This window comes from Agathobaculum sp. TL06 (genome assembly GCF_054658635.1).
In genome coordinates this window covers 95,949-122,222 of record NZ_BAAGGY010000001.1, presented here as the reverse complement: position 1 = coordinate 122,222, position 26,274 = coordinate 95,949, and the positions used below count along the sequence as shown (strand labels likewise).

The window sequence follows — 26,274 nt, the reverse complement described above, 5'->3', positions numbered from 1 at the left end:
TCCCGTGCGGGACACGGTATAGTGAAGCGTACCAATTAACCGGCCTGGTACGGTTAATGCCCATCAGGATAGAGAACAGAAAGGAATACGAGTATGAGCGAAGAAAAAAAGCAGCAGAACATGCCGGTCCAGAAAGGCGGCGCACACGTCGCCAAAAGCGGCTCCAACGTATCCACGGTTTCCGCGCAGGGGGGAAGCGCGGGGACTGACAGCGAGGCGTCGGGCATGCCGAAACGCAACAAATATGCCGATAAAATGAATCGGAAAAAGAGCAGGCTCAGCAAAGGCGTGCGCATTGGCATCGGCGTTGCGGTGGTGGTGCTTCTGATCGCACTGGGTATCTTCCTTGTCCTGAAGTCCCGCAATGCGGGGACGGAGGAAACGGTTACGCAAACAGCGACCGCCAGCCGCGGCATGCTGGAAACCTACATAGAGGGAAGCGGCAGTACCGCCGCCAAAAAGCGCGAGGAGCTTGGCCGAGATTTGAAAGGAACGGTCAGCGAGGTTTTGGTCGCGGTAGGGGATGAGGTCAAAAAAGGGGACAAGCTCGTTGTCGTCAACCCGACCGAAACCCGCAAAGAGCTGGAAACCGCAGAGGATGAGCTGGCGGACGCACGCCGCGGCGTCACTGATGCGCAGGCCGAGGTGACCAAGGCGCAGAACGCGGTCAGCACGGCCCAGAAGCGGATCAGCAAGCTGGCAATCACCGCGCCGTTTACCGGAAAAATCATTCCGGTCACTGACTCGGAGGGAAAAAGCACGACCTACCATGTCGGGCAGCAGCTCAGTGAAGGGGAGATCGTCGGCTATATGGTCGACGACAGCAAAATGAAGCTTTCGCTGTATTTCAGCGCGGCGTATGCGAACGATATCAAAAGCGGACAGACTGCAACGGTTTCCGTTCCGTCCGCGATGAGCTCGGTTTCGGGTACGGTTTCCTCGGTCGAAAGCGCGCAGAAGGTTTCGGCCGAAGGGGTCAAGCTGTTCCGTGTCGTCATTTCCATGGATAATCCCGGAACGCTTACCAAGGGCATGATGGCGACCGCGACGATATCCACCAGCTCCGCGGGAGAGGTTTATCCGGCCGAATCCGGAACGCTGGAATATAGCCGCGAGGAAGCGGTGACCGTGCAGACCGGAGGCGAGATCAAAACGCTCAACGGTCTGGATTACTACAGCTACAGCAGCGGCGCCACGATCATGACCCTGACGAGCGACAGCGCGCAGGACGAACTGAAGAATGCGCAGAATACCGTGGTGACCGCGCGCAACGGCGTGACAAACGCGCAGAAGCAGGTCCAGACAAAGCAGGAGCGGATCACGGAGCTGAAGAAGCTGATCGCGGATTCTACCATCAAATCGCCGATCGACGGCGTGGTCGTCAGCCTGAACGCGTATACGGAGCAGGATGTCGCCGGCACCGAGCCGCTCGTCGTGGTCGCGGACCTGAACGATATCATTGTAAACGCGGATATCATGTCTACTGACGTTTCCGCCGTACAGCCCGGCCAGCCTGCGGTGATGACCATGTATACAAACGACGGCGCGCTGCAGCTGACCGGCACCGTGGAGTCGATCGCGCTGGAACCGACCCAGAACAACAACGGCGGCCAGGGCAGCATGGCGACGTTCCCCGCCGTAATCGCCATCGATCCGATTGAGGGACAGTCCATTTCCATCGGCATGGGCGTGGAATATCAGATCACGACCGCCTCCTCCCCAGACTGCCTGATGGTCCCATCCTCCGCGATCGTATACGCCGAAGAAGGCACGGCGGTTTTTGCCAAACCGCTGGTTGATGAAAACGGCGAGGAGATTCCGTTCAGCGAAACGCTGCCCATTCCGGAGGGGACGGAGGGCATCCCGCCCGAATTCCAGCTCGTTCCGGTTGAAACGGGTATTTCCGATTCCTCCAATACCGAGATCTTGTGGGGGATCGAGGAAGGGACGACGGTGTATCTGTCCGGCCCGCAGGACCTGTACGCTGAAATGGGTATGGGCGTAGCTGTAGGCTAAAGGAGGGCGCGATGTTTGGAAAGAACAAGCCGCCCATTGCCGAGCAGCAGCAGACGGATTTTTCTTCCGACCTGCTGATCGATGTGCGGCAGATGAGCAAGATTTATAATGAAGGCAAGGAAAATGAAGTACGCGCGCTTGATAATATATCCCTGACCGTGCCGTGGGGGGAGTTCCTTTGCATCCTTGGGCAGTCCGGTTCGGGAAAATCCACGCTGATGAATATTCTGGGCTGTCTGGACATCCCGACTTATGGGACCTATTACCTGAACGGCCAGGCGGTCAGCGACATGAAGCCCTCTGTGCTTTCCGGTATCCGCAACCGTGAGATCGGGTTCATCTTCCAGGGCTTCAACCTGATTCCCGCGTTGACAGCGCTGGAAAACGTGGAACTGCCGCTGATCTACCGCGGCCTTGGACGGGAGGAGCGGCACCAGCTTGCGGTGGATGCGCTGACATCGGTGGGGCTGGAAAAACGCATGTCACACCGGCCGGGGGAAATGTCCGGCGGCCAGCAGCAGCGTGTTGCGATCGCACGGGCTGTTGCGGCAAAGCCGCCGATCATCATGGCGGACGAGCCGACCGGCAACCTGGATTCCGCCTCCGGCCTGGATATCATGCAGAAGCTCACCGCGCTCAACGAGCAGGGTACGTCCATTATCCTTATCACGCACGATAACCATTTGGCGCAGATGGCGCGGCGGATCGTAACGATTCAGGACGGCCGCATCATTTCTGACGAAGCGGGAAAGGGAGGGCTTGACGAATGAACTGGCTCCAAACCGTACGCATGGCGTTCAAGTCCATCCTGAACAATAAGGTCCGCTCTATCCTGACCATGCTGGGCATTATTATCGGCGTGGCCTCGGTCATCGCGATCGTATCCTCCATCCAGGGTACGAGCAAGCTGCAGCGCCTGCAGTACGAAGCGATGGGCGTCAACCGCATCGATGTGTTCGGCTACGGCGGGCGCAGCAAGGACTGGAAGGATTTTGAGGAATATCTGGATACCGAGCTGGCGGACAAGGTTTCCGCCTGGTCGCCGCAGATCCAATACTATGACTGGCAGAGCGACGGCGTCCAATACCGGACGAAAAAGCTGTCCAACAATTCCGATAACAACGGCTGGACCAATATGTATTTCGGCAACGAGCATTACGGAGAGGTGAGCAACCTCACGATTTCGGCCGGACGCGACCTGTCCAAAGCGGATTGCGATAACCGCGCAAAGGTCTGCGTGATTGGCGAAACGCTGCGCAAATACTTCTTTGGCGCCATGAGCCCGATCGGGCAGAAGCTGCGCATCGGCGGCAAAAGCTTTGAGATCGTCGGCGTGTACAAAGGGAAGTACGGCGGCAAGCTCAATACGCAGGATCAAATGCTGGTTATGCCGTACACCCTGCAAAGCTCCATGATGAGCACAAGCTATTACAGCAGCAAAAATTATGTTATCAAAGCCGCCGCCACCGAGGATATAGCAGAGCTTACCGAAACGCTGCTTCCCGAGTATATGCAGAGCCGGTGCGAATCCTTTTCCGCTTATTCAGACAGCCAGTATCAGGAGCAGCAGCAGGCGTCTTCCAACCTGCTTGCGCTGCTTGGCGGCGGCGTGGCGGGCATCTCGCTTCTGGTCGGCGGCATCGGCATTATGAATATCATGCTGGTTTCCGTTACGGAGCGCACGCGCGAAATCGGTATCCGCATGGCGATCGGTGCGCGGAAACGCGATATTATCGGTCAGTTTCTGGTGGAGGCGGCCGTCGTATCCTGCTGCGGCGGCGTGATCGGTATTATCGTCGGCTGTTTCCTGTCGGCCATATTGGGCAATTTTATGGTCGCGCGGCAGATGGCGCAGAACACCTATCTCCCAGCGATCGAGCATTTTACGGTACTGCCGTCGATTGGTCTGATTCTGGGGGCGTTCCTGTTCTCCGCATTGCTTGGCATTATATTCGGCCTGTATCCGGCCAACAAGGCATCCAACCTGCAGCCGGTTGACGCGCTGCGCACCCAGTAAAGAAAGGAAAAGGTAGGAATGAAAAAAAGATTACTCAGCCTGTGTCTGGCATTTCTTTTTGCGATCACCCCTGCTTCGGCATCGTTTACCGACATCACGGACAGCAAGCTTTCGCAGACCGCCTCCGTCCTGGACGCTTTAGGGATCATGCAGGGGGTGGGGGGAAACCGGTTTGATCCAAACAGCGCGCTGACAAGAGCGCAGTTCTGTAAGCTGGCGGTGACCGCGCTGGGCGTTTCCGATGTAAGCGCCTATGGCAGCTATACGATCTTTCCGGACGTTAAAAGCTCACATTGGGCCGCGCAATATATCAATGCCGCAGTGCGCCATCCTGATCTGAAAGAATACTCCATCATCCGCGGCTATGCGGACGGTACCTTTGGTCCGGACAAAACCGTTAACTTCGGGGAAGTCTGCACCATGCTGCTGCGCATGCTGGGCTATACGGAGACCGACATCGGCCCGTTTTGGCCGGCGGACTATATCGCCCGCGCGCAGTCCCTCGGCCTGACGGAAAACGTATCGGTTACCAACGCCACAGCGGCCGTGAAGCGCGGCGACGCGGCGACCCTGCTGCTCAATACGCTGGGGACAGAGCTGAAAGGCGATAACTCCGGCATGCTGCTGAATAAGATATCCTCTTCTACCATCGAAAACTGTATTTTGCTGGCGACCAGCGAAACGGATTCCTCGCTGGCGCCCAATGAAGCGATCTTCTATGAAAACGGTTCTCTGAACGAGTCACCGCGCAAAACCGCGGGTACGCTGGACAAAAGCCTGATCGGCGTTTACGGAACGATCGTGATCGGCAAGGAAGGGGATAAGGTCGCGGTAGGCGTCGTTCCCAACAATAACAAGATCGAGACTTACACCGTAACGAGCGCGGCGGCCGACAGCATTTCGACCAGCACGCAGACCCTCCGCCCTAACCGAGACACCGATCTCTATGTTGCGCGGGAGAAAAAGCTGGATAAGTTTTCAAATATGTGGGCGGGGATTCAGCACGGCGACACCTTGACGCTCTACTACGACGAGTATGGCGCGCTACAGCTGATGGCGGTCCTGCCGTCCGCGACCTCGTCCAGCGACACCTCTTTCGTTTACGGCCTTGCAACCTCTGTCAATATTCCGGAGGAATATCAGATCATTAAGAACGGCGCGGTGATCGACCGCTCCAGGATTAAAAAATACGATGTGGTTACGCTCGATCCCGCAAATCGCCAGGCGGTCGTTTCGGACGCCAAGATCAGCGGATGCTACACCAAGGGCGAGCCGTCTTTCGCCTATCCGCAGACGGTAGAGCTGTTCGGCGGGCAGTCCTATTCGATCTCCGACCGCGCGGCTGCCTCGTTCGAGGATATTAAGCTCAAGGATTATATCACGCTGCTGTTCAGCGAAGCGGGCGATGTCATTGCCGCCTATCCGAAGAACATGGTCAGCGCGGACATGCAGGGGATCGTTACCGCAGTAGACGGGAAAAAGGTGACGGTTGTACTGACCAATGGGTTGACTCTGCATATCCAGGCCGAAGCGGAGAATCTGGACGAACTGATGGGCCGCCTGGTTTCGGTCGGACAGTCCTCTAACGGTTCGGCGTATCTGACCAAAAGAGCGCTTACCGGCAGGGTATCCGGAAGCTGGTCGCTTGCGGACGGCAAGATCGGAAATTCCGTGGTATCGCCCAAGGTTCGGATTTATGAAGAGGTTGCGCCGGGCGCGCCCTTGTCAGCAATCGCCCAGTCGGATATCGACCTGGCTTCGGTGCCGTCCAGTCAGATCCGTTATACGGTGATCGACAACGCGGGTACGGTAACCAATATTATTTTGGGAGACGTAACCGGCGATAGCTGGATTTACGGTATCGGCTCCGGCTCCAGCCGCGGCGAGGATGACAACAAGGAATACTATGCTGGTATCAAGTATTGGGACGGCTCCAAAACCGTATCCGAGGAATATCGGGTAGACGCGCTGCCGGGCGGCTTGAACGGCGGTGCGATCGGCATACCGAAAGGGTATAAAAACGGGAGCAGCGCTGTGAACCACTCGTTCTCAACGCTCCCGCTCAAGCTGGTCGACACAGTATCGGTTTCCGCGTTTGACGGGGCTACCGGCGTCCGGACCAGAGACGGGTATTACAACCTGACGGATGATATCGGTGTTTATGTATCCGACCGCAGGGAATTTATCTCCCTGCAAAACGCAAAAGCTAATTATACGGATTTCCGTCTGTACGCAAACAAAAATGCGGAGGATGGCGGGAAAATCCGCATGATTATCGCATCTTAATGGAAAGGACTAAAGGCCATCGCTTTATGGCCGGTTAGCATCCCGCTTCAAAGCTGGATAAAAAGGCTCCGCCACATTGGCGGAGCCTTTTCCGATATTCATTTATTTTTTACGATTGTACAGTTCTGCCACAATTCCAACAATAATGGATAGCAGATAGATACCGCCCCAAATCGCCCAGCCATAATGGTCGTGTCCATACGGCGCTCCCGCAGGATTGGGGCCAAACACAATGCCAGCGAGCAAACCGAGCGCAAATGCAAGCAGCGTAACAAATGAAAATCGATGCCTGCCGAAAAGAGAAGGGACAGCAGAAATTGCCATTGCGATCCAGAACAGATCGCTGTTGAGCAGCCAGCCATAAAGATAACTATTGCTTCCGGATGGTTTTGCGGATACCAGCCAACCAAGCAGGCTGGAATTGGACCGGTCGCACCAGATAAAACGGCCGATCAGATAGATCGTAAGATACGCGCAGACGACGATCAAGGCCGCGGCCATGTTCTCTTTCCGTCTCTTGCTTCGGTCTGCCCGTTTCCTCTCTTCTTCCCTTTTGAAAAGAGCATAAACCTGTTCAACAGCAGACGAGCTGGCAGTATTTCCTGTATCGAGCAGCATATCGACTGTTGTGCCGAATAACTCTGCTAATTTGAACAGGTTCTCTGTGTTAGGGGCCGACAGGTCTGCTTCCCATTTGGTGACGGCCTGACGGCTTACGCCGATCAGATCAGCGACCTTCTCCTGTGACATTCCCGCATTTTGCCTGCAGGCTTTGATCCTTTCTCCCACTGTCATAGAAAACACCTCTTTTCACTCAAGAGTATACCGGAAATTATTGCTTTTGGCTACCAACTATATGGCAACTGGCGGTTGCAGCGCAAATTTTTTTTATTTTGTTGTTGCTTTAATAAATGTCCATACAGATCGTCAGCTTTGGCGGTTTTTGTTGACATTAGGCTGGAAAAGCAGTATAATATACGCGATAGAAAATGCGATGACGAAACGAGTTTTCCAACGGAGTGATCCAAAGAGAGAGGGAATTGGTGCAACCCCTTGTTCAGTCCGGAAAACGGCCACTTCCGAGCAGCCTGTAAAAAAACAGGCCGGTTAGGTTCCCGATATCGAACCGCTGAGATGCGTTTTACAGCGCAGATCAGGGTGGTACCGTGGAAGCATGCTTTCGCCCCTGACAGGATTGGGCGGAGGCTTTTTTTATTTGTCATATTAAATTTTTGGAGGATAAATGTTATGCAGTACAGAGGCTTGAACGAGCTGCGCGAAATGTATCTGAAGTTTTTTGAAACCAAGGGACATCTGCGCTTGCCGAGCTTTTCGCTCATTCCGCAGAACGATCCGTCGCTTCTGCTGATCAATTCCGGTATGGCGCCGATGAAGCCCTTTTTCACCGGCGAGCAGGAGCCGCCGCGCCATCGTGTGACGACCTGCCAGAAGTGTATCCGAACAGGCGATATTGAGAACGTCGGCAAGACTGCGCGGCACGGCACGTTTTTTGAAATGTTAGGCAATTTCTCTTTCGGCGATTATTTCAAAAAAGAAGCGATTGCCTGGAGCTGGGAATTCCTGACCAGTCCGGAGTGGGTCGGCATTGATCCGGAGCTTTTGTATCCGTCCATCTATGTGGATGATGACGAGGCGTTTGAAATCTGGAACAAGGATATTGGCATTCCGGCGGAGCGGATCTTCCGCTTCGGCAAGGAGGACAATTTCTGGGAGCATGGCTCCGGCCCGTGCGGTCCCTGCTCGGAAATCTACTACGACCGCGGACCGGAGTTCGGCTGCGGCAAGCCCGGCTGCACGGTCGGCTGCGACTGCGACCGGTATATGGAGGTTTGGAACAACGTATTTTCCCAGTTCGACAATGACGGACAGGGGAATTACACCGAATTAAAGCAGAAGAATATCGATACCGGCATGGGTCTGGAACGCCTGGCTTGCGTGGTGCAGGGGGTAGGCTCCCTGTTTGACGTGGATACCGTGCGGAATATCACCAATAAGGTATCCGAGATTGCTGGGAAGCATTATGGAGAAAGCGAGAAAACCGATATTTCCCTCCGTGTGGTCACCGACCATATTCGCTCGACCGTTATGATGATCTGCGACGGTGTTATCCCCTCCAACGAGGGGCGCGGCTATGTGCTGCGGCGCCTGCTGCGGCGGGCGGCGCGCCACGGCAAGCTGCTCGGTATCGACCGGCCGTTCCTGTCCGAGGTGGCGACCACTGTCATTGAGGAATCCGGCGGCGCTTATCCGGAGCTGGTCGAAAAACAGAAATATATCCACAAGGTAATTGAAAACGAGGAGGCAAGCTTCAACAAAACCATTGACAGCGGTCTGTCCATTCTGAACGAACGCATTGCGGCGGCAAACAGCAAGGAATTGCCCGCAGCGGACGCATTCCAGCTCTATGACACCTATGGCTTCCCGATCGATCTGACGCTTGAGATTCTGGAAGAACAGGGGATGACCACCGACCGCGCGGAATTTGACCGTCTGATGAACGAGCAGCGCGAGCGCGCCCGCGAGGACCGCAAAAAAATGGGCGACCTTGGCTGGCAGAGCGAGGATCTTGGTTTGGACAAGGCGATCAAAACCCGTTTTGACGGTTATGAAACACTGGGAGAAAACGCCAAGGTGCTGGCGATCGTTAATGAGGGCGAACCGTCCGGAGCGGCGGCAAAGGGCGAAAAGATTACGGCCGTGCTCGATCATACGCCGTTTTATGCGGAAATGGGCGGTCAGATCGGCGACCACGGCGTACTGATCGGCAAAAACGGCGTGATGACCGTGTCTGACGTGCAGAAGACCAAGGACGGCAAGTATATGCACATCGGTACAGTCACCGAGGGCGCGCTTTCCGTGGACGACGAGGTGGAGGCCAAGGTGGACGCGGAATACCGTCAGGCGATCTGCCGTGCGCATACCTCGACCCATCTGCTGCAAAAAGCGCTGCGCAAGGCTCTGGGCGATCATGTGGAGCAGGCAGGCTCTTACACTGCAAACGATCACCTCCGTTTCGACTTTACGCATTTCGCGGCTTTGACAGCGGACGAGCTGCAGCAGGTGGAAACGCTGGTCAATGACGCGATCCTTGCCGGTTATCCGGTGGTCACGGAAGAGATGTCCATTGACGAGGCGAAGAAAAAGGGCGCGATGGCGCTGTTCGGTGAAAAATATGGCGCGGTTGTGCGTGTTGTTCAGGCCGGCGATTCGATTGAACTGTGCGGCGGCACGCATTTGGATAACACGGCCAAGGCGGGTATGTTTAAAATTATTGGAGAGGCTTCCGTTGCGGCCGGTGTGCGCCGCATTGAAGCCGTGACCGGCAGAGCGGTGCTGGATTTCCTCAATGAGCGCCAGCATATATTGAACGAAACCGCGGCCGCGCTCAAAACCTCCCCGAACGAGTTGGCGGCCAAGGTGGAACAGACCATGGCTGACCTGCGCACGATGGCCAAAAAGCTGGAAAAGCTCAACGGAAAGCTTGCCTCGATGCAGATGGTCGACCTGTTCAACGTATCGCGTGATGTTAAGGGCGTCAACGTGGTCGCAACCAAGCTGGAAGACGCCTCGGCGGATGTGCTGCGCACGATGGGCGACGGCATCAAGGAAAAAGCGCCGAACATGGTCGCTGTACTGTCCTCGGTCAACGACGGCAAGATAAGCTTGCTGTGCGTCTGCGGCGCGGAAGCGGTCAAAAAGGGCGCGCATGCGGGTAAGATTGTAAAGGAAGTCGCCAAGATCGTTGGCGGCGGCGGCGGCGGGCGTCCGGACAGTGCAACCGCGGGCGGAAAGCAGCCGGAAAAACTGGAGGAAGCGCTCGAAGCGGTCAATAACATTGTTGACGCGTTGTTGTAAAGCCGGTATACTGGTATCAGAAAGGAGAGGTCGTCATGAGCGATTGTCTGTTCTGTAAAATTATTTCCGGGGATATCCCCTCCAAAAAGGTCTATGAGGACGAGCTGTGCTATGCCTTTTATGATATCGATCCCCAGGCGCCGACGCATTTCCTCGTGATTCCGAAGCAGCACATCCGTTCCGCTGCGGAGGTGGATGCGTCCAACAGCGCGGTGGTTGCCCACTGTTTTGAGGTGATCGCAAAAGTCGCGAAGGAACAGGGCATGGAAAGCTTCCGCATCGTATCCAATATCGGAGAACAGGCAGGGCAAAGCGTGTTCCACCTGCACTTCCATGTGCTTTCCGGCCGTGATATGACTTGGCCGCCGGGCTGATGCAGCAGTTGCAAAGAAGTGGCACGACCGTGCCACTTCTTTTTTGAAACAGGAAAGCCGGAAGGGGATTTTTATGCTGGAGCGTCCGCTGGTTTATTTGGTGCCGGCAATTGCGGCGGCTCTTTTCTGCGCGGTTTGCCTTGACTGGGCTCCCAGTCTGATGGTTTCGCTGCTTTTGCTTGCCGTGTTTTTGCTGCTTGCCGGTGTATTCATCTACCGGAACAAGGCGTTTGCGCTGTTTGGCATGCTGGCCGCAGCGCATCTGGCTTTCTGCGGCTTCTCGATCTATAATCTGTATATTGTTGAGCCAATCCGGCATCTGAATGGCCAAAGCCTGGATATCCAGGCTGTTTTGCTGGAAGATCCGGACGTTTATGAGGACAGCCAGCGCGCGCTGCTTTCCGTTACCCATAACGGAGAGGTGGAGCAGACGTTCCGCACCTTTTGCTACCTTCCGCTGACGGATACCCCGCTCTATGCAGGGGACCACATTGTGGTCAACGTTGGATTTTATTTGCCGGGCGCTGCCGAGGGATTTGACCGTGCGGTATACCAGGCATCCAACCGCTGCTTTATTGCGTCCTCCTATAACCAAACGGAGGAAGACGCGCCCGTCCGGTTTGAGGTGACCGGCACCGAACGGGACACGCTGCGCTTTCTGCCGCAGCGGATTGCCCGCTACTGCAAGCAGGCGATTGCAGGCGCACTTCCGGAGCGGCCGGCGGGTCTGCTCACGGCGCTTTTATTGGGCGATAAATCTGGGATCAGCGATGCGGATGCCCTGGCGCTCCGCATTGCCGGACTGAGTCATCTTGTCGCGGTTTCCGGTCTGCATATCGGCTTTCTGGTGGCGTTTTGCTCGCTGTTGGGACGCAGGATCGGTACGCTGGTTTCGATTCCGTTCATCCTTTTATTTGTGCCGATCGCTGGAGTGACCCCGTCCGTAATCCGTGCAGCGGTCATGTATTTGGTCACGGCCGGCGCTTTCCTGCTGCGCAAAGAAGCGAACAGCCTGAATTCCCTGTTTTTAGCGCTCGCGCTTTTGCTGCTTCTCAATCCTTACGCAATCGCAAGCCTCAGTTTGCAGCTTTCCTTTACCGCCACGCTGGGGCTGATCCTGTTGGCCGGCAAAATGCAGCGGCGGCTGATGAAGCCGTTCCGGTCTTTTCCGAAAATGGTGTACCGCATCCTGTCTGTAGTTGTCGGATCGGTCTCCTGCACGGTATGTGCGACGATTTTTACCACGCCGATCATCCTCAGCGCGTTCGGTTATGTCTCCATCCTGTCGCTGCTCAGCAATCTTCTGGTCGTCGGCGTGACTGCCGTATGTTTTATCGGCGGTTTTCTGGTTTGCCTGACGTCGGCGTTCTTTCCATTTTTAGCAGCGCTGTGCGCAAAAGCGATCGCTCCATTGCTGACCTATATCCTCGATATATGCAACTGGATTGCGGGCCTGCCGTTCGGCCTGATTAACTGGGCGGACAGCTTCGGCATTTCCGCGCTTGTTTTGTCCTTTGCTGGAATTTTAGCCTGGCTGCTTGCAGGCGCTCATATCAAATGGCGCTATGTTTTGCCGGTTTTCTGTCTTGCGCTGTTTGGCATCACGGCTGCGGGCGCATATTATAACCAGCAGCACTACTCCGTGACCTATCTCCCGTGTGGCAGCGGGCAGGCGATCATTGTATCCGACGCGGTTGGCAGCATGACGCTTATCGATTGCGCGGGAGACGGAGGCTATCGCAACGCTGCGGCTTCCGTGCGAGAATGGATGCAGTGGAACGGCTTCCGGCAGGTTGACACACTGGTTTTGACCGCGGTGGATAAGGGGCATGCCCGCGATCTGCCTGAACTGCTGCAGCATACGCCGGTCGGACAAATCTTGATTCCGAACGGCTGCAAAGAGACGCAGCACAACAAAGAGCTGCTGCAGTTGGTTGCGGAGGCGGATGCGGAGATCGTAGAGGATACGGTGCAGTTGGACGCCGCCGCACCGGTCACGGTTTTTCCTGTCTGTGACGGCAAGCTTGGTGTGCGGATTGACGGCCATGTTTTAGTGCTGCACAGTCCCACGCAAAAACAGCTTGCGGCATTCTTTGAAACCGAGTCGTATTCCGCACCGGATATTGTGCTCTCACAACGGAATATGGAGGATACCGCGCTGCTGCGTCAGCTTATATCGGATACAAACGCGCAGCGGATCATTCTGCAGTCCGGCACAGGGGACGTGTTGCATAAATTTGAGGGAACGCCGATTGAAAGCCCATATTTCACCGGCGAACTGCAGGAACGCTACAAAAAGGAGGGATAGCGCATGGCTACACCCAGAAAAAACGCGAATAACGGCAAGGCAAAGCTGATCCACGATCTGAAAGAGCGTTCCTTTGCACCTTTATACATTATAACCGGCGACGAGGACTATATGAAGGCGCACTATCTGCGCCAACTCAAGGAAAAGGTAGTGGATGCCGCCTTTGCGGATTTTAACCTGCTGGAATACGAAGGGAAAGGCCTGACTCCGGAGCAGCTTACCGAGGCGATTGACAGTTATCCAGCCATGTCGGAGAAAAAGCTGATTATTGTTACCGACTTCGACCTTTCCAAGCCGCCGGCCGGATTTGGTGATTTACTGCCCGAGATGCTCAGTGATCTGCCGGACTATGTATGCCTGGTGTTTTATTATGACATTTTGGAGGGCAAGCTCGATAAACGGACAAAGCTCTACAAAACGCTTGAGAAAACCGCCTGCATAGCGGAATGCAGCCGTTTGGAGGAAAATGAGCTGGTTGCATGGATCGAGCGGCGGGTCCGGTCGCTTGGCTGCACGATTACCGCGGATAACGCTTCATACCTGATATTTCTGTGCGGAAATTCGATGACCAACCTGGCCGGCGAAATCGATAAGGCGGCCGCGCACACGACAACAGGGGAGATCCGTAAATACAATATCGACGCGGTATGCTCGCCGGTTCTGGACGCGGTTATTTTCGATCTGACGGATGCGATCACGGCGGGTAAATTCGACAGGGCGGTTTCCCTGGTGGGCGAGCTGATTGCGCAGAAAAATAATGAGGTTATGATTTTTACGACCATTACGCGCCACATCCAGCGGTTATACGGCGCTAAGCTGTGTGAGAGCGCAAGGGGAGGGGAGCGGCTGCTGATGGAGCTGATCGGTTCCAAATCGCCGTACTATGCCCGACAGATACAGAATGCCGCGCGCCGCGTTTCACTCGACTGGCTGCGGCAGGCGGCGTCTCTTTGCGCGCAGACGGATACCGCGCTGAAAGGGAGCGCTGTCGACCGGCAGAAGCAGATCGAGCTGACCCTGCTTGCGCTTGCATCCGCGCAAAAGGGGGAGCGCACATGATCCGTATTCGGGAAGCGATCCTTGTAGAGGGACGATATGATATCAATACGCTCAAACAGGTGGTGGATACCGTTGTATTAGAGACCGGCGGCTTCCGTATCTTCCATGACAAGGACCGGCTGAAGCTGCTGCGGCGTATTGCGCAGGCACGCGGGCTGATTATCCTGACGGATAGCGATGGCGCGGGCTTTGTGATCCGGAATTATCTGAAAGGCGCGCTGCCTCGGGACCGCATTAAGCAGGCGTATGTGCCGGATGTTTGGGGAAAGGAAAAGCGCAAGCGGCACGCTTCCAAAGAGGGCAAACTCGGCGTCGAAGGCATGCGGCCGGACATCCTGTGCGACGCGTTGCGCAGAGCTGGTGCGACCTTTCTGGAGGGGGAGGCGCAAAGAGGGGGGGATACCGCCGATAGTTCGATCACGAAAGCGGATTTCTATGCATGGGGACTGACCGGTCAAACTGACAGTGCGGCGCGGCGGCAACGGCTTCTGCAGGAGCTGGCGTTGCCTGCGCATATGACGGCCAACGCACTGCTGGAATTTATCAATGCAGTCGGAACACGGCAGGAAATTGAGGCCATCCTGCAGCATTTTTCCGAAAACCATTGACAAAACCCGTCTAATTGACCTATAATAAAAGCATAAATTAAATCAGTTCTGTTTCAGGGCGGAGTGAAAGTCTCCACCGGCAGTATACAGGGTGTCGTTCCTGATAGTCTGCGAGCCGCAAGGCATGATGGGTGTGAATCCCAACCGACGGTTATAGTCCGGATGAAAGAAACAGGTGTATCTCGGTACGTCTGCGCGCCCTTGGAGTATTTCCAAGGGCTTTTTATTTACCCAACCGAACAGAACTCCTTACAAGGGAGACAGAACCATGACAAAAGCAAGCAAGATCACCTATACCGCTGTATTTGCGGCAATCGCTACCGTTCTGATGTATTTTGAATTCCCGATCCCGCTTATGCCGCCGTTTCTCAAAGTGGATCTTTCCGGAGCGGTGGTCCTGATCGGCGCGTTTATTTTTGGCATTGGTCCGGCGATTACCATGATCGGTATCAAGGATCTGATCCATTTAACCCAGAGCCAAACGGCCGGTTCGGGGGAATTGGCGGATTTTCTGATGCTTTCCACACTGGTGATTGTTGCTGTGCTGCTTTATCGCATGCACAAAAGCCGCAAATTTGCGGTTATCGGCTGTGCCGTTGGCGCGGTGGCCATGGCCTGCATGGGAATGCTGACCAACTATTTTCTCATTATTCCGTTTTATGTGAACGGAATGGGGTGGAATCTGGATGCGATATTCCAGATGTGCGCTGCGGTTAATCCTGCGATTGACGGGATGAGTGCATACTTGTTGTTTGGCATATTGCCGTTCAATCTGATCAAGGGTGTAATTTTGACGGTGATTACGATGCTGGCTTACAAAAAGCTCAGCGTATTCATTAAATCCAAACAGATCGACCTGCATCATAAAAGCCGGCAGGCGGGCTGAAACAAAAAGCGCGGAGGGGAGAGGGCCTGCCGCGCTTTTCTAATTCTAATAAAGAAAAAGGAATCCAACAATGAAAAGAAAACGGATATTGTCCGCTGTCCTGATGTGCGCAGTCGGCGTGGGGATATGCGGCCTTTATTGCGGATTGACGCCGCGCCGCTATACGGTGTCAACGCCCAAACTCAACGCGGAGGAAAAGCTGCGCATTGTCATGCTTTCCGACCTGCACAGCTATGTTTACGGAAACGACCAGACACCGCTTGTTCGCAGGGTGCGAGAGCTGCAACCGGATATTATCGCACTATGCGGCGATATTGTTGACGATAAACAACCGCAGGACGGCGCCAAGCTGCTGCTAAAACAGATTACAGAAATCGCGCCATGCTATTATGTATCCGGCAATCATGAATATTGGAGCAGCGAGCCGGAGCAGATATTCCGGATGATAGATTCCTATGGAATACACGTCTTACATAATGAACGGGAGCGTATAACAGTGGACGGCCGAGAATATGTGATCTGTGGTGTGGATGATCCGGCAGCCTATGGCGACCGCGTGCCAAGCTCATATGGGAATGCAGCGCCTTACCGGAAAGCGCTGCAGCGCTTTGACGACCTGTTCGGGGATGACGCGTTTCATATCCTGCTGGCGCACCGTCCGGAATATATAGAAGAATACGCTGCGCATCCATTTGATTTAACGCTTTGCGGCCATGCACACGGCGGCCAATGGAGAATCCCGTATATCATGAATGGTTTGATTGCGCCGAATCAAGGATTTTTTCCGGAATACGCCGGCGGCCAGTATCAATATGGCGCCATGACGGAAATTGTGGGACGCGGCCTGGTACTGGATTGGAAGCCCCGTGTTTTTAATCCGCCGGAAATCGTCGTCGTTGATATCGTTCCCAAATAGAGAGGTGCGTTCTAAAAAGAAGATATATACAATTATACAAAAGAAAAGTTTTGTATAATTGAGGGGAGTGGAAAAAGAAGCGCATCATGAATAATGCGCTTCCAGATATTCGACCACTGCGGCGACCGCATCCAGGTCATTATTTCTGACATGGACGTCCGCCGCCTGTAATATCCCATCATCCGCATTTGCCGGCGCAAAACCCAGATATGCTGCGTGGATCATATCCTCATCATTATAGCTGTCTCCAACGGCGAATATCCGGTCGTGCGGTATTCCGCAGTTTTGTGCGATCGTTTCCAAGGCGGTTCCTTTATTGACGCCCCGTGCTGTAACCTCCCAAAATGAAGGCATACTTGACGCCATGCAAAACCGATCCTGATATGGCTTCAAAAACGCCTTTACCTGATTCATAAGCGCGGGATCGCCTGTAAAATTGATTTTGCACCAATCCGCAGTATCTGGAAGATGGTTCGGAGAAACCGTCTCGAAATCCAAATGCAGGGTGCGCATATGCTGCTCGGTTACTTCACTTGACTGGCATACCAGGATACGGTCGCCAATAAAAATTTCGCAACCTATTTGTGAAAATTCTAACAAAGTTGTCTGAATCAATTCCTTTGTTTCAACTGGCATACCGGCGCAGCGCATCACCTGATGCTGTTCGTTTAAAATCAGCGACCCATTGAGAAGGCTGTACGGCGCATTAAACGGAAGCTGCGGCAGATAGCTGCGGATTGCCCCGGGCGCGCGTCCAGTGGCTAAGGAAAAGCGTCCCCCCTCCTCTGTAAAATACCGCAGTGCGCGTTCATTTCGTTCTGATATCTGTCGGCTGCTGTCAAGTAAGGTGCCATCCATATCACAGGCCAGCAGCATTCCCTCAAATTTATTCATTCCATCTTCTCCAGTTTTGCGATAATATCCGTAAAATAGTCAGGGAGCGGTGCGGAAAAGCACATGACTTCCTCTGTTCGCGGATGCTGTAAGGTAAGGCGCGCGGCATGCAGGCATTGCCCGCCAATATGGGCGAAACGGTCTTTGGCAAAGCCGTACAGCGGGTCGCCGATGATCGGATGCCCAACCGACGCCATATGCACACGGATCTGATGCGTCCGTCCGGTTTCGAGCTGAAAGGCCATATGGGTATAACCGCGGAAACGCTGCAACACCTTATAATGGGTTATAGCGTTCCGTCCGCCTTCCACCACAGCCATTTTTTTGCGATCGGTTTTATGACGTGCAATCGGCTTATCGATGGTCCCGCTGTCCAATTTCGGGGATCCGACGACGATTGCCTCATACCCACGAAACGCGGTATGCGCCGCGATTTGTGCCGCAAGGCTTTGGTGTGCAGTGTCGTTTTTGGCCACAACCAGCAACCCGCTGGTATCTTTGTCGATCCGGTGTACAATGCCGGGACGCAGTTCGCCATTGATACCCGACAGGCTGGTACCGCAATGGAACATCAGTGCATTTACCAGAGTGCCGGACCAGTTTCCGGCAGCGGGATGAACGACCATCCCACGCGGTTTGTTGACGACAATGATGTCTGAATCCTCATATACAATATCCAGCGGAATATCCTCGGGGATCAGGTCTACCTCCCGCACTTCTGGAAGCTGGACCAGGATATCCTCTCCGCCCAACAGCTTATAATTCTTTTTTATCGCCTTGCCCGCAATGGTGACAGCCTGTTCCGCAAGCAGGTTCTGCACCGCAGAGCGGGTCAAACCTGGAATCTGTTCCGCCAAATAGCTGTCGATCCGCTGACCGGATTCCGTATCCGGTACGGATAATCGAATGTTATTCTCCATGCGCCTGCTCCGAAATTGTCTGTTTGTCCTCTTCCGCGGGCTTTGCAGCTTCTTCCGGCGGCTGTTCTTCTTTTTCTTTGTGCTGGAACATGACGTACAGGACGAAAAGCACGCCGCCCGTGCAAATAAAGATGTCCGCGACATTGAATACCGGAAAATGAATCAGGCGAAAATCGAATAAATCCACGACAAAACCGTGTATCACACGGTCGATCGCATTACCCACCGCACCCGCGGCAATCAGGACCAGTGACCATTCTCCAAGCTGCGTCTGCATCACTTTTTTTTGCAGCAGAACCAGAATGACCACGGTGATAACACAAGCCAGCGCAACAAAGATCCATCGGGAATCAAACTGGGAGAACAGGCTGAATGCGGCGCCTCGATTCTCCACATAGGTTAGATGGAATACGTCGCCGATAACCGGCAGGGTGCGCAGATCCTTCAGTTCATTCAGCGCCCAAGCCTTGACAAGCTGATCGATTTCGACCATAATCAGTGCCGCGAAGACAAATAATGGCATACATATTGACTCCTATCATAAAAAAGGGAACAGAAAATTCTGTTCCCTTTTCGCTTTCATTTAGCCGACAACCTCGGCGCAGCGCGCGCACAAGGCGGGATGCTTCGCGTTGGTACCGACGGACTGGGACTGCTTCCAGCAACGCAGGCACTTCTCACCTGCGGCGCGGCCGACTGCAATCTTCAGTCCAGGGAGGTATTCGCTCTCCATGCCGCTTCCCTCACCCGCGACAACAGCAAGCTCGGAAACAATGCACAGATCAGCCAAATCCTGGCCGCAGCCAGTGAGGAAAGACGCCGTATCCTGGTTTGCATACACGGTGACACTGGCCTCCAGCGGCTTGCCGATGACTTTTTCATTCCGAGCGCCTTCGAGCGCCTTGTTGACATCATCGCGGAATGCGGTCAGCTTGCTCCACTTTTCACAATCCTCCTCGCTGAACGCCAGGGAATCGTCTGCAGCAGGCATTTCATTGTATGCCACGTTGCGGACGTCGTCCTCCTCTGCGTGCGGCATAGCCTGCCAGATCTCGTCCGCAGTGAAGCACAGGATCGGGGAAAGCATGCGCACCAGCGCGCTGAGGATATTATACATCGCGGTCTGGGCCGAACGGCGGCTCAGACCCGTCGTATCATCACAATACAGGCGGTCCTTGATTACGTCCAGATAGAAATTGGACATATCAACAACGCAGAACTTATGGATTGCATGGAATACCGTATGGAACTCATAGGAATCGTATCCCTCGCGCACCTTGGCAACCAGCTCGTTCAGTTTCATCAGCGCCCACTTGTCAAGCTCCGGCAATTCCGCATACGCAACCCTATCGGTCTGGGGATTAAAGTCAAACAGATTGCCCAGAATATAACGCGCTGTGTTGCGGATTTTCAGGTAATTCTGTGACAAATGCCCCAGCATGTCCTTGGAAATACGCATATCCTGCCGGTAATCCGAGGACGCAACCCACAGGCGCATCACATCCGCGCCGTACTGTGCCAGAATATCATCCGGCGAAATGCCGTTGCCGCGCGATTTGGACATTTTCTGCCGTTCCTCGTCCACGATCATACCGTGGGTGATAACTGTCTTATACGGCGCTTTGCCCTGCGTGGCAATCGACGTCAGCATGGAAGACTGGAACCAGCCGCGGTACTGGTCGTTGCCCTCCAGATATACGTCCACCGGTGTCGTCTGATGCTCGCGGTTTTCAATGACTGCGCGCCAGGAGGAGCCGGAGTCAAACCAGACATCCATCGTATCGGTTTCTTTTTCAAAATCGCTGCAGCCGCACTCGCATTTGATATCCGGCGGCAGAATTTCAGACGCCTGCATATCGAACCAGGCGTTCGACCCCTTTTCGCGGAACAGATCCGCAACAAGCTGAATCGTCCGCTCGTTTACCAGCGGCTTGCCGCATTTTTTGCAGGTGAAGATCGGGATCGGCACGCCCCATACGCGCTGGCGGGAAATACACCAATCCGAACGCTCGCGGATCATGGAAGTCATGCGCTCTTCGCCCCAGGCCGGAATCCATTTGATCTGCTCGCATGCCTTGACCGCATCATCCTTGAGCGCATCCACCGAACAGAACCACTGCTCGGTCGTGCGGAAAATGATCGGGTTCTTGCAGCGCCAGCAGTGCGGATAGCTGTGTACAATCTCTTCGATTGCCAGCAGCGCGCCGCAGGACTTGAGATCTTCCAGAATGACCGGCGTGGACTTCTCATAATACAGATTCGCGTATTTTCCCGCGTCGGCGGTCGTCATCCCCTTGCCATCAACCGGTACAATGATCGGAATATCGTACTTCTGGCAGACGATGAAGTCGTCCGCGCCGAAGCCGGGCGCGGTATGAACGCAGCCGGTACCGGCGTCCAGCGTAACATGGTCGCCGCAGATCACGAGGCTCTCGCGGTCCATGATCGGGTGCTTGGTGCGCATCAGCTCCAAATCGGAGCCCAGCAGCGTACCCAACACTTCCCAGGAATCGATCTTGGCCGCTTTCATAACGGCTTCGACCAGTTCCTTGGCGAGCACATAAATATCGCCCGACGGAACCTTGACCAGATCATATTCAAACACCGGATTGACCGAGATCGCAAGGTTGCCCGGCAGCGTCCAGGTGGTGGTGGTCCAGATCACGAAATAGACATTTTCCAGCCCGCCGGTAATGGCGGCGATTTTGCCGCCCTTGTCGTCCGTTACATGGAACTTGACATAAATCGAGGAACAGGGCTCATCCTGATATTCGATTTCCGCTTCAGCCAGCGCAGTCTCATCGTGCGGACACCAGTAGACCGGCTTCATGCCCTTGTAGATATACCCGCGCTTTGCCATCTCGCCGAAAATCTCAATCTGGGCGGCTTCGTAATCATGTGTCAGCGTCAGGTACGGACGCTCCCAGTCGCCGATTACGCCCAGGCGCTTGAACTGCGTCCGCTGCGTGTTCACATGATTATGCGCAAATTCCTCGCATTTGGAACGGAATTCCGCAGTGGAAACCTTATCACGGTCCATGCCGTATGCCTTGATTGCCTGGCGCTCAATCGGGAGACCGTGCGTATCCCAGCCCGGGATATACGGCGCCTGATACCCCATCATATTGCGGGAGCGCACAATAAAATCCTTTAAGATCTTATTGAGCGCATGCCCCATATGCAGATTGCCATTGGCATAAGGAGGGCCGTCGTGCAGTACGAAAAGCGGCTTGCCTTCGTTCTTTTTCATCATCTCATGATAGATGTCCTGCTTTTCCCAGCCCTCTAAAAAGCCGGGTTCGCGCTTCGGCAAGCCGGCGCGCATCGGGAAATCGGTTTTGGGAAGATTGATCGTCTTATTGTAATCCTGCTGCATGTTGCAGTGTCAGTCCTTTCGCTTTTACTTTACTTCTTTCGGATCGTAATCCGCGCCAAATTTCAGCTCGCCAAAGTCAAATTTGCGTGTCGCATCCGCGATCGGCGCATCGGCCTTTTCCGGCGGAGCTGCTTCCGCACTGGATGGCGCCGCGGCAGCCTGCGGTGCTTTTTCCGGTGCCTGCTCGGCTGACGCCGGCTGCGGACGGACCAACTTTTCCCCCTTCGCCAGCTCTACAAGCGCCTTGGCCTGCGCCTGATAAACAGCGGAAACGCGCGCTATGAACTCGATAGTGTTCTTTTTTGCAGCCTCGAGCTTCTGCTCCTCAAGCTGTATCTCGTCCTGCGTGCTTTTCACCTTGTTTTCGGTTTCATTTTTGGCAGCGGAAACGATTTCCTCCGCTTCCTTTTTCGCCTTGTCAATCGTATCCTGCGCTATGGTCTGCGCGCTCATCAGCGCCCGGCGCATGCCGTCCTCCACACCGCGGTACTCCTCTATTTTATCGACGAGCACTTTCATTTTCGCTTTGAGTGCAGCGTTTTCCTTTTGCATGGAGGCGAATTCTTCAGCGACCCGCTCTAAGAACGTATCGACTGATTTCATGTCGTATCCGCCGAAAACCGCTTTTTCAAAACCAATTTCCTGAATTTCCTGCACCGTCATATAGTTTTCCTCCGTTATATTCTATATCCGCCGTTTTACGGGAAAATGGCCGGGCTTTGCCCGACCACTTCGCTTTCCCCATAAATTACAAGCTGTAAAGCAGCATCAAAACCAACTCAAGGGTAAAAAAAGCGAGCAAAAAAGCAATGTCAATCGGAACGTTTCGCAGCGACCGGACTCCGTCCAGCAAATGGCGGAACGGTAATACCAGCGGTTCTGTGACCGTATAAAGGAATTCATATATCTTTGAATCCCTGCCCTGAGCGAACCAAGACATAATCGCCCGCGCGAAAAGCAAAAATTCCAAGCATCGAACGATCGATGTGACAAAATTTAAAATAAAAAGATTTATCACAGCGGCCCAACCTTAAAAATACATGCCGCTGCTTTCCAGCTCATCGATCAGATCCCCCATGATATCGACGTTATAGGGCGTGATGATATATGTGCTGTTGGCAACTTTTTTTATTTTCCCCTCATTTGCGTATGCCACGCCGCTTAAAAAATCAACCAGACGACGGGCGACATCCTTATTGGTCTGCTCCAAATTGAGGACAACCGTGCGCTTATCTTTCAAATGGTCTGCGATCTCCGCCGCATTTTCAAAGCGGTCGGGCTTTACAAGAACAACAGCCAGTTGTGTCGTGGCGTTGATATTGACAACTTTATTGCTGCGGCGGGACGAAGCCGCGTCGGAAGCGATGCTGTCATAAGCGGAAGGCGAGCTGCCCATCACAGGCTCTTCGCTGCGCTTACGGGGCAGTTCCTCCTCGAACTCATCTTCGATTTCCTCGCCCTTTACCCAATCGATAAAGCCTTTGATCGAACCCATACCAAGTTCCTCCTTACGTTTTAAGGCGAGACGATCTGATAAGGCCGCGCGCCAAAGATCGCCGTGCCAATGCGAACCATATTCGCACCGCACGCAATCGCCGTTTCGAAGTCATTTGTCATACCCATAGACAAATAATCCATATTTACATTATCGTATTTTTTCGTCAAAATGTCAACAAATACTTGGTGCATTTCGGTGAAATAGCTCAAGTTTTTTGAGGTTTGGTCAGCAATCGGCGGAATCGCCATCAGGCCGCGGATGTGCAGCGACTTTTTTTCACACAATCTGGAAACCGCGTCATCCAGTTCCTCCAGCAGCAGGCCGCTTTTGGCAGCCTCTCTGCCAATATTGACCTCCAGAAGAATATCCTGCCGGACGCCGCGCTTTTCCGCTTCCTTAGCGATCGCCTCGCCAAGGCGCACCGACCCAACGGACTGGATCAGGGATACTTTGCCGATCAGATATTTGACTTTATTGGTCTGCAGCGTACCGATAAACTGCAGGTCAGCCCCCGCATAGGCATTCTGTTCGTATTTATCGAGCAGCTCCTGCACCCGATTTTCCCCACAGACGCGGATACCGCATGCAATGGCGGCGCGCACCCGTTCAGCGTCATTCATTTTGGACGCGGCAACCAAGACAATATCCTTTGGGTCGCGGCCAGCCTTTTCTGCTGCGGTGTCGATCCTTTCCTGTACGGCCTGTATCCGGCTGTAAAGCTCGCTTTTTTCCTGTTCTGTCATGTTCTCACCACCATATTATTTTGCAGATTTTTACCGCGGACAATGATTTGATCCTTTGCGACCAGCGCGCCCGCATCCGTTGCGCTCTGCTCCACAACATAGTAAGAATCTGTTTCGTACAATTTATGGATCGTTTTGAATTTTTCAACCGAGCCGCTTAAAATGTATACGCCGATTTCATTGCCATCCATGCGCACCGCCTGCTTGGGAACGCGCAGGCCGGTATAGGTGGCGATGATGATCTCTATCGGTTGGTTCCGCATGGAAACCATCTCACTGTCAAAGCTTGTCCCCTCCAGAACGACCAGAGCGGTTTCGCTGTTATGCTCCTTGATGATGGAGTATACCGATACCGGCGCTTCCATCGAGGCCTGTGTGAAGTTTACACGCAGGTTCTGCCCTTCTGTAAGCCGGTTCGCGTCCTCGGTGGAAACCTCTGAAACAAGATACCAGCTGAATCCCTGGATGATTTTCCCCATGGAAGAGGAATCCGCCTGTGCCTTTCCCTGCTGCGTCAGCTCGTGGAAGGTGTCGATTGTCAGCTCATCCAGCGCTTCCGGCGTCAGTGTTTGTTCATACCCATCCACATTATCCGAAAAATAGCCGGAAAACGGCGCCGTAAGCTGGCTTGTCCTGCCGGAAAGCTGTGCGTTCAGGCTGTTCCGTTCGGCTGCCAGGGCATCCCGCTCCGCAGTAATTGCAGCGGTATCGATATGCCCTGATTCCCGCCGGAGGGAAAGGGTGCGGAGGGAATCCGCAGAGGCGGACAGCGATATCCCCGAACCGCTGCGGACCTGGCCGGCCATCTGCTGCAGGGCAAGCGTGATCAACTGGTCGATCTTTGCCGAATCCGCTTTGTCGTTCGACGATTGCAGCGCAGCGTCCAAAAGCTCAATTTTATTTTCCAAAGGCTCCAGCTGCCGGCTGATGGCAAGCGCCGCTTCATCCGCATAGATGGTTGCGAGCGGCGCGTCCTTTTGGACGCGCTCCCCGCTGTAAACGATATGCTTGGCCGATTCCCCCGTCCGTCCCTCAATGGGCGCTTCATCGCGGAAAAACCAACCGACTGCGTTAAAGCTGTCATTGACCGAAACCTGAACGGCCGGCTCGGTTTCCAGCCCGCCGAAATAAGCGGAAAAGATTTCAAAAAACACATAGGCGATGATAACGGCGCCGACGATGACAAAGGCGAGCCGGTTTCCATAATTGCGGCGTTTCTTCTTTTTTCGCTGGGGGATTCTTTCTTCTTCCATGCTGAGCCCTCATATGTATTTATTCCGCCGGCAGGTGTTCCTCCCTCTGCGCAAACAGATCGACGCGCCGCTGCGGAATGATCGTTGATATCGCATGCTTATAGATCATCTGCTGTTTCCCATCGGTTTCCAGTATGACAATAAAATTATCAAATCCACGGATGATTCCGCGCATCTGAAAACCATTTGTCAGAAAAACCGTTATCGTTTGTCCCTGCTGGCGCAGCACGCTCAGCATCCTGTCCTGCAGATTGATTTCGTTTCGCACAATGATTCCTCCAATAATTTACATTTTCTGGTATCATTGTACACCGAGTTTTTGCAGATAATTTGTCGCATCCTGTAATACGGAAGCAAAGTCCTCGCTATTATTATAATAAATCCAGTGGATGTTGTCATCTCTTTTTAACCAGGTAAGTTGCCGTTTTGCATAATTCCGGCTGCGCTGCTTGAGGAGTGCGACGCATTCCTCGAGCGGTTGCAGCCCCTCCAGATACCCCAAAAGCTCTTTGTAGCCGATGGCCTGCGCGGCTGTTCCGGTCAGCGCGCCCTGCGTCCAGAGGCGTCGTGTTTCCTCCAACAGTCCGTCCGTCAGCATTTGATCGACGCGGCTGTCAATCCGCTGGTACAGCGTTTCACGCTTTGCCGGACAGACGCCGATCTTGACCGCCCGATACTTTGGCGCAGGCCGTTTATGCAGGCGGTTCAATTGCTGGATCGTCATGCCGGTCTGTTCGTACACCTCCAGCGCGCGGATCACGCGCTTGAGGTTATTGGGATGCAGCTTGCCCGCGCTTTCCGGATCGACCGCGGACAGGCAGGCATGTACCGCCGTGTTCCCCTGCTCCCGCGCCATCCTCTGATATTTTTCCCGCACGGAAAGGTCGGTTTCGTCGCCGGAAAAAGTGCTGCATTCTATCAGCGCGTCCATATACAGCCCCGTTCCGCCCGCAACAATCGGTATCCTGCCGCGCGCCAGAATGTCCTGTGCCGCCGCATCCGCCAATTCCACATAACGCGCAACGGAAAAAGGCTCGTCAGGCGCACAGATATCCAGCATGTGATGCGGAACGCCCTTCCGCTCCTCTGCGGTCGGCTTGGCCGTGCCGATGTCCATTCCCCGATATATCTGCATGGAATCGGCTGATATGATCTCGGTATGCAGTTGTTCTGCCAGCGCAACAGAAAGCGCTGTTTTGCCGCTCGCGGTAGGGCCGCAGATGCAGATCAGACGGTTTTCCATG

The 26,274-nt window shown here is 54.2% G+C and carries 23 protein-coding genes and 1 riboswitch; of the genes, 11 read left to right on the top strand and 12 right to left on the bottom strand.

Features of this window, described 5'->3' with window-relative positions:
* Nucleotides 1-93 precede the first annotated feature (93 nt).
* Genes ACYQ3S_RS00550 through ACYQ3S_RS00535 form a run of 4 tightly spaced genes read left to right on the top strand, consistent with a single transcriptional unit; the run spans nt 94 to nt 6,319 of the window.
* Nucleotides 94-2,016 (top strand): HlyD family efflux transporter periplasmic adaptor subunit, encoded by a 1,923-nt coding sequence (locus tag ACYQ3S_RS00550; protein WP_459686836.1) that lies wholly within the window; start codon nt 94-96, stop codon nt 2,014-2,016.
* Between the two features lie 11 nt (nt 2,017-2,027).
* Entirely contained in the window at nt 2,028-2,786 is a 759-nt protein-coding gene (locus tag ACYQ3S_RS00545) for an ABC transporter ATP-binding protein (RefSeq protein ID WP_459686835.1), read from the top strand.
* Entirely contained in the window at nt 2,783-4,033 is a 1,251-nt protein-coding gene (locus tag ACYQ3S_RS00540) for an ABC transporter permease (protein WP_459686834.1), read from the top strand. Before ACYQ3S_RS00545 ends, ACYQ3S_RS00540 begins: the two co-directional genes overlap by 4 nt.
* A gap of 18 nt (nt 4,034-4,051) precedes the next feature.
* Nucleotides 4,052-6,319, top strand: a complete 2,268-nt coding sequence (locus tag ACYQ3S_RS00535) for an S-layer homology domain-containing protein (RefSeq protein ID WP_459686833.1) — start codon at nt 4,052-4,054, stop codon at nt 6,317-6,319.
* 102 nt (nt 6,320-6,421) lie between these two features.
* Here ACYQ3S_RS00535 and ACYQ3S_RS00530 read toward each other — a convergent pair whose 3' ends face one another.
* On the bottom strand, nt 6,422-7,114 hold the full coding sequence (locus ACYQ3S_RS00530) for a helix-turn-helix domain-containing protein (protein ID WP_459686832.1): 693 nt from the start codon (nt 7,112-7,114) through the stop codon (nt 6,422-6,424).
* Between the two features lie 453 nt (nt 7,115-7,567).
* Here ACYQ3S_RS00530 and alaS point away from each other — a divergent pair, with 453 nt between their 5' ends.
* From alaS to ACYQ3S_RS00495, 7 genes are all read left to right on the top strand, one after another.
* Nucleotides 7,568-10,195, top strand: a complete 2,628-nt coding sequence (alaS, locus tag ACYQ3S_RS00525) for an alanine--tRNA ligase (RefSeq protein ID WP_459686831.1) — start codon at nt 7,568-7,570, stop codon at nt 10,193-10,195.
* A gap of 35 nt (nt 10,196-10,230) precedes the next feature.
* Nucleotides 10,231-10,569, top strand: coding sequence for a histidine triad nucleotide-binding protein (locus tag ACYQ3S_RS00520; protein ID WP_459686830.1), 339 nt, complete (start codon nt 10,231-10,233; stop codon nt 10,567-10,569).
* Between the two features lie 73 nt (nt 10,570-10,642).
* Entirely contained in the window at nt 10,643-12,877 is a 2,235-nt protein-coding gene (locus tag ACYQ3S_RS00515) for a ComEC/Rec2 family competence protein (RefSeq protein WP_459686829.1), read from the top strand.
* 3 nt (nt 12,878-12,880) lie between these two features.
* A complete protein-coding gene (gene holA / locus ACYQ3S_RS00510) occupies nt 12,881-13,936 on the top strand; it encodes a DNA polymerase III subunit delta (RefSeq protein WP_459686828.1) in 1,056 nt (351 codons plus the stop codon).
* Complete coding sequence (locus tag ACYQ3S_RS00505; protein ID WP_459686827.1) at nt 13,933-14,544, top strand: toprim domain-containing protein; 612 nt, start codon at nt 13,933-13,935, stop codon at nt 14,542-14,544. The genes holA and ACYQ3S_RS00505 overlap by 4 nt, the downstream gene beginning before the upstream one ends.
* 45 nt (nt 14,545-14,589) lie before the next feature.
* A riboswitch (FMN riboswitch) is annotated at nt 14,590-14,722 on the top strand.
* Between the two features lie 90 nt (nt 14,723-14,812).
* On the top strand, nt 14,813-15,430 hold the full coding sequence (locus ACYQ3S_RS00500) for an ECF transporter S component (RefSeq protein WP_459686826.1): 618 nt from the start codon (nt 14,813-14,815) through the stop codon (nt 15,428-15,430).
* A 70-nt stretch (nt 15,431-15,500) separates the two neighbouring features.
* The gene (locus ACYQ3S_RS00495; RefSeq protein WP_459686825.1) at nt 15,501-16,346 is read left to right on the top strand and encodes a metallophosphoesterase; all 846 of its coding nucleotides are present in this window, start codon (nt 15,501-15,503) and stop codon (nt 16,344-16,346) included.
* Between the two features lie 84 nt (nt 16,347-16,430).
* Here ACYQ3S_RS00495 and ACYQ3S_RS00490 read toward each other — a convergent pair whose 3' ends face one another.
* The 11 genes from ACYQ3S_RS00490 to miaA form a co-directional block, all read right to left on the bottom strand.
* Complete coding sequence (locus ACYQ3S_RS00490; RefSeq protein WP_459686824.1) at nt 16,431-17,240, bottom strand: HAD family hydrolase; 810 nt, start codon at nt 17,238-17,240, stop codon at nt 16,431-16,433.
* The gene (locus tag ACYQ3S_RS00485) at nt 17,237-18,160 is read right to left on the bottom strand and encodes an RluA family pseudouridine synthase (RefSeq protein WP_459686823.1); all 924 of its coding nucleotides are present in this window, start codon (nt 18,158-18,160) and stop codon (nt 17,237-17,239) included. The genes ACYQ3S_RS00490 and ACYQ3S_RS00485 overlap by 4 nt, the downstream gene beginning before the upstream one ends.
* Nucleotides 18,150-18,683, bottom strand: coding sequence for a signal peptidase II (gene lspA, locus ACYQ3S_RS00480; RefSeq protein ID WP_459686822.1), 534 nt, complete (start codon nt 18,681-18,683; stop codon nt 18,150-18,152). The genes ACYQ3S_RS00485 and lspA overlap by 11 nt, the downstream gene beginning before the upstream one ends.
* Nucleotides 18,684-18,743: 60 nt before the next feature.
* Nucleotides 18,744-21,536, bottom strand: a complete 2,793-nt coding sequence (gene ileS, locus ACYQ3S_RS00475; protein ID WP_459686821.1) for an isoleucine--tRNA ligase — start codon at nt 21,534-21,536, stop codon at nt 18,744-18,746.
* 24 nt (nt 21,537-21,560) lie between these two features.
* Nucleotides 21,561-22,199, bottom strand: coding sequence for a DivIVA domain-containing protein (locus ACYQ3S_RS00470; protein ID WP_459686820.1), 639 nt, complete (start codon nt 22,197-22,199; stop codon nt 21,561-21,563).
* A gap of 85 nt (nt 22,200-22,284) precedes the next feature.
* Nucleotides 22,285-22,554 carry a YggT family protein gene (locus ACYQ3S_RS00465; protein ID WP_082396650.1) on the bottom strand — a complete coding sequence of 90 codons (270 nt, stop codon included), beginning with the start codon at nt 22,552-22,554 and terminating at the stop codon, nt 22,285-22,287.
* A gap of 12 nt (nt 22,555-22,566) precedes the next feature.
* The gene (locus tag ACYQ3S_RS00460) at nt 22,567-23,031 is read right to left on the bottom strand and encodes a cell division protein SepF (protein ID WP_459686819.1); all 465 of its coding nucleotides are present in this window, start codon (nt 23,029-23,031) and stop codon (nt 22,567-22,569) included.
* A gap of 20 nt (nt 23,032-23,051) precedes the next feature.
* Nucleotides 23,052-23,777 carry a YggS family pyridoxal phosphate-dependent enzyme gene (locus tag ACYQ3S_RS00455; RefSeq protein ID WP_459686818.1) on the bottom strand — a complete coding sequence of 242 codons (726 nt, stop codon included), beginning with the start codon at nt 23,775-23,777 and terminating at the stop codon, nt 23,052-23,054.
* Nucleotides 23,774-25,030, bottom strand: a complete 1,257-nt coding sequence (locus ACYQ3S_RS00450; protein WP_459686817.1) for an HlyD family efflux transporter periplasmic adaptor subunit — start codon at nt 25,028-25,030, stop codon at nt 23,774-23,776. Before ACYQ3S_RS00450 ends, ACYQ3S_RS00455 begins: the two co-directional genes overlap by 4 nt.
* Before the next feature lie 19 nt (nt 25,031-25,049).
* Entirely contained in the window at nt 25,050-25,301 is a 252-nt protein-coding gene (hfq, locus tag ACYQ3S_RS00445) for an RNA chaperone Hfq (RefSeq protein WP_459686944.1), read from the bottom strand.
* 30 nt (nt 25,302-25,331) lie between these two features.
* The gene (miaA, locus tag ACYQ3S_RS00440) at nt 25,332-26,273 is read right to left on the bottom strand and encodes a tRNA (adenosine(37)-N6)-dimethylallyltransferase MiaA (RefSeq protein WP_459686816.1); all 942 of its coding nucleotides are present in this window, start codon (nt 26,271-26,273) and stop codon (nt 25,332-25,334) included.
* Between the last annotated feature and the right edge of the window lies 1 nt (nt 26,274).

Excerpts from the sequence above, each read along its gene's own strand:
- ACYQ3S_RS00550 (WP_459686836.1), top strand. The coding sequence starts at position 94 with ATGAGCGAAGAAAAAAAGCAGCAGAACATGCCGGTCCAGAAAGGCGGC.
- ACYQ3S_RS00545 (WP_459686835.1), top strand. The coding sequence starts at position 2,028 with ATGTTTGGAAAGAACAAGCCGCCCATTGCCGAGCAGCAGCAGACGGAT.
- ACYQ3S_RS00540 (WP_459686834.1), top strand. The coding sequence starts at position 2,783 with ATGAACTGGCTCCAAACCGTACGCATGGCGTTCAAGTCCATCCTGAAC.
- ACYQ3S_RS00535 (WP_459686833.1), top strand. The coding sequence starts at position 4,052 with ATGAAAAAAAGATTACTCAGCCTGTGTCTGGCATTTCTTTTTGCGATC.
- ACYQ3S_RS00530 (WP_459686832.1), bottom strand. The coding sequence starts at position 7,114 with ATGACAGTGGGAGAAAGGATCAAAGCCTGCAGGCAAAATGCGGGAATG.
- alaS (WP_459686831.1), top strand. The coding sequence starts at position 7,568 with ATGCAGTACAGAGGCTTGAACGAGCTGCGCGAAATGTATCTGAAGTTT.
- ACYQ3S_RS00520 (WP_459686830.1), top strand. The coding sequence starts at position 10,231 with ATGAGCGATTGTCTGTTCTGTAAAATTATTTCCGGGGATATCCCCTCC.
- ACYQ3S_RS00515 (WP_459686829.1), top strand. The coding sequence starts at position 10,643 with ATGCTGGAGCGTCCGCTGGTTTATTTGGTGCCGGCAATTGCGGCGGCT.
- holA (WP_459686828.1), top strand. The coding sequence starts at position 12,881 with ATGGCTACACCCAGAAAAAACGCGAATAACGGCAAGGCAAAGCTGATC.
- ACYQ3S_RS00505 (WP_459686827.1), top strand. The coding sequence starts at position 13,933 with ATGATCCGTATTCGGGAAGCGATCCTTGTAGAGGGACGATATGATATC.
- ACYQ3S_RS00500 (WP_459686826.1), top strand. The coding sequence starts at position 14,813 with ATGACAAAAGCAAGCAAGATCACCTATACCGCTGTATTTGCGGCAATC.
- ACYQ3S_RS00495 (WP_459686825.1), top strand. The coding sequence starts at position 15,501 with ATGAAAAGAAAACGGATATTGTCCGCTGTCCTGATGTGCGCAGTCGGC.
- ACYQ3S_RS00490 (WP_459686824.1), bottom strand. The coding sequence starts at position 17,240 with ATGAATAAATTTGAGGGAATGCTGCTGGCCTGTGATATGGATGGCACC.
- ACYQ3S_RS00485 (WP_459686823.1), bottom strand. The coding sequence starts at position 18,160 with ATGGAGAATAACATTCGATTATCCGTACCGGATACGGAATCCGGTCAG.
- lspA (WP_459686822.1), bottom strand. The coding sequence starts at position 18,683 with ATGCCATTATTTGTCTTCGCGGCACTGATTATGGTCGAAATCGATCAG.
- ileS (WP_459686821.1), bottom strand. The coding sequence starts at position 21,536 with ATGCAGCAGGATTACAATAAGACGATCAATCTTCCCAAAACCGATTTC.
- ACYQ3S_RS00470 (WP_459686820.1), bottom strand. The coding sequence starts at position 22,199 with ATGACGGTGCAGGAAATTCAGGAAATTGGTTTTGAAAAAGCGGTTTTC.
- ACYQ3S_RS00460 (WP_459686819.1), bottom strand. The coding sequence starts at position 23,031 with ATGGGTTCGATCAAAGGCTTTATCGATTGGGTAAAGGGCGAGGAAATC.
- ACYQ3S_RS00455 (WP_459686818.1), bottom strand. The coding sequence starts at position 23,777 with ATGACAGAACAGGAAAAAAGCGAGCTTTACAGCCGGATACAGGCCGTA.
- ACYQ3S_RS00450 (WP_459686817.1), bottom strand. The coding sequence starts at position 25,030 with ATGGAAGAAGAAAGAATCCCCCAGCGAAAAAAGAAGAAACGCCGCAAT.
- miaA (WP_459686816.1), bottom strand. The coding sequence starts at position 26,273 with ATGGAAAACCGTCTGATCTGCATCTGCGGCCCTACCGCGAGCGGCAAA.